2 protein-coding genes and 1 pseudogene are annotated in these 2379 nt (G+C 45.4%); all 3 read left to right on the top strand.

All coding sequences use genetic code 11. From position 1 onward, the window contains the following. Nucleotides 1-355: pseudogene (locus F6K52_RS35395) on the top strand (type I glutamate--ammonia ligase); the annotation flags it as partial. A gap of 316 nt (nt 356-671) precedes the next feature. Continuing rightward, a complete protein-coding gene (locus F6K52_RS35390) occupies nt 672-1571 on the top strand; it encodes a ferritin-like domain-containing protein (RefSeq protein WP_293089741.1) in 900 nt (299 codons plus the stop codon). Between the two features lie 259 nt (nt 1572-1830). Continuing rightward, the gene (locus tag F6K52_RS35385) at nt 1831-2334 is read left to right on the top strand and encodes a YbjN domain-containing protein (RefSeq protein WP_293089739.1); all 504 of its coding nucleotides are present in this window, start codon (nt 1831-1833) and stop codon (nt 2332-2334) included. Nucleotides 2335-2379: the final 45 nt, after the last annotated feature.

Raw genomic sequence — 2379 nt, 5'->3', positions numbered from 1 at the left:
TCTCAAGCGGTTAGAGTTCCGTTGCCCTGATGCAACCTGTAACCCCTATCTCGCCTTCGCTGCCATGCTCTGTGCTGGTATTGATGGCATCAAGAACGAGATTGATCCCGGTGATTCTCTAGATGTGGATATTTACGACCTCTCTCCAGAGGAATTGAGCAAAATTCCATCAACCCCCGGTTCTCTAGAAGACGCTCTGGCAGCCTTAGAAAAGGATCATGCCTTCTTGACTGAATCAGGAGTATTCACCGAAGACTTCATTACCAACTGGATTGAATTCAAAATAGACAACGAAGTCAATCCCATGCGGCTGCGGCCTCATCCCTACGAGTTCGCACTGTACTACGATGTCTAGTACTTTGTCTATGGTGAACTAAGACCATTAGCCATCCTTAAGGGTGGCTTCTTTATTTATGTCTGACTCTTGATTTATTAGTATTTCAGATCGCTCAGAAATGAGGAACACCTCGAACCCCAGTCATCTTAGATTGATGTTATTACTGAATAACGCTTTTTGCTGCTACTATAGCCATTAACTTATTCTTATTAGAGACTAAAGTAGACTGGGGGTATGTTCGGTGAAACTTAGAAATAATTCCTGTACCCAATACAACGACCGTTCCCCTATCGGCCCAGACGTGGGTTTGGTGCGGGTTTAGGTAAAAAAATCTATGACAGTTGCATATCCTCACAAATCAAACAATGGCATGGGTGCCCGTGAAATCCTGCCACATGTGGTACGCGATCGCAAACTTCACCTGGTCATGCTCAACCGCTATCGCTACAACGAACAACACAGTTGCCTAGATCTCACGGATTTGGTAGAAAAGCTGGATGGTCAGCCAAAAGAACTGGTGCGCGATCTATCTCATCACATTGCTGACGAAGCTCGTCATGCCATGTGGCTGACTGACCTACTCATGGAACTGGGGGCAGATATTGGTAAGCCCCCTGGAGTGTCCTACATCAAGGAATTTGATCGACTCATCGACCAGGAAAGCTATAAACAACAAGGAAAGCTTGACGATGGTCTGATCGGTGGTTTGGCAGCGATTAATGTCACCGAAAAACGGGGATGTGAGTACTTCTCAGCTCACATCAAAGCATTGAAAGAGGCACCGAAAACAGAAGAAAATATTAAGATTCGTCAAACCATTGAACAGATTTTCCCAGAGGAAGTTGGTCATGTCCGTTGGGGGAATCGATGGTTGGCAGAAATTGCCAAGAAAAGCCCAGAACATCGACAGAAGGTCGAACAGGCAAAGCGCCAGTATGTAGCCATTGAACAGGCGGCTTATGAATCTGGTATCGATCTGATGGCAGGTGCGGAACTGCGCCGAATCAATAACTTGCTGGAGGTTGCCAATACCTTGCCAGTGTGGGAACGTCCTCAGTACCTGATCGAGCGCTTACCCCAAACCTTGCTAGCCCCTGAACTCCAAATGACCAGGATTCAGGTAGCACAAAAGGCTTGGCAGCAAGATCCACAAGGGTTTATAGAAAAATTTGTGCCTATGTTTTTGAACGGTTTGAATCAGGTATCTAAAAATCAGCAAAAAGCAGTCTCCTAGAAAATTGTTCAAGCAGTCAGAAGCTGTTCAAGGGCCTTTGTTATTGTTTTGGTATCTCGGTAAAATCTAAGAAAAGGGTTCAAGGCAAAAGGTTATGGCAAAATCATTTTTTCCCCTTGACCCTTTCCTTATTACCTGTCTCACCTAATTGCAAGTCTCGACCCTTGATTTAAGAAAATTAACCAACGTGTCAACATGCATAGCTACAGGTGATACTGGGTCTTAGGCAAACCCCAAGACCAGCACAGAAAAATAGATTATGACAAACCCACAGCCGAATCCTGACACTCTATCTAGTCAAGACTTGTCAATGGCAGAAATCGTTGCCAGTGAGTTCAACCAGACTATGACTGCCGTTAACTATGTCGAAAACATTGAAACGGTCATCTCCAGCCTGGAACAAAACAATAGCGCTATGGTAAGCCACAGTGAAGAAGGCTACTTGTGGAAGTTTCAGTACGGTAGCGTGGAAGTATTCGTTCAGCTCACTGGTTCCACAGATGATGACACCTTTACAGCTTGGTCTTCTGTGATGAATCTACCTGCCAAGGACGAGGCAACATTGATGCGCAAGCTCCTGGAAATGAACTGGTATGACACCTTTGAATCCCGCTTTGCTATTGTTGAGGAGCAAGTTGTCGTGTTATCCACCCGAACTGTTGCTGAATTGTCCCCAGGAGAAATTTCTCGCGCCATCACCGTGGTAGCCACTATTGCCGATGACAATGATGACTTGTTACAAGCTGAGTTTGGTGCGGCCTAGAATCTTCCGATTCAACTTGATGTTAGCACACAGGTGAAGGCATGA

The organism is Moorena sp. SIO3H5 (genome assembly GCF_010692395.1).
Taxonomy (GTDB): Bacteria; Cyanobacteriota; Cyanobacteriia; order Cyanobacteriales; family Coleofasciculaceae; genus Moorena.
Note: the sequence above shows the minus strand (reverse complement) of the source record. Positions and strands in the feature narration are given on the sequence as shown.

What these genes read in the sequence shown, in the direction of transcription:
- F6K52_RS35390 (WP_293089741.1), top strand. Translation starts at nt 672, where the DNA reads ATGACAGTTGCATATCCTCACAAATCAAACAATGGCATGGGTGCCCGT.
- F6K52_RS35385 (WP_293089739.1), top strand. Translation starts at nt 1,831, where the DNA reads ATGACAAACCCACAGCCGAATCCTGACACTCTATCTAGTCAAGACTTG.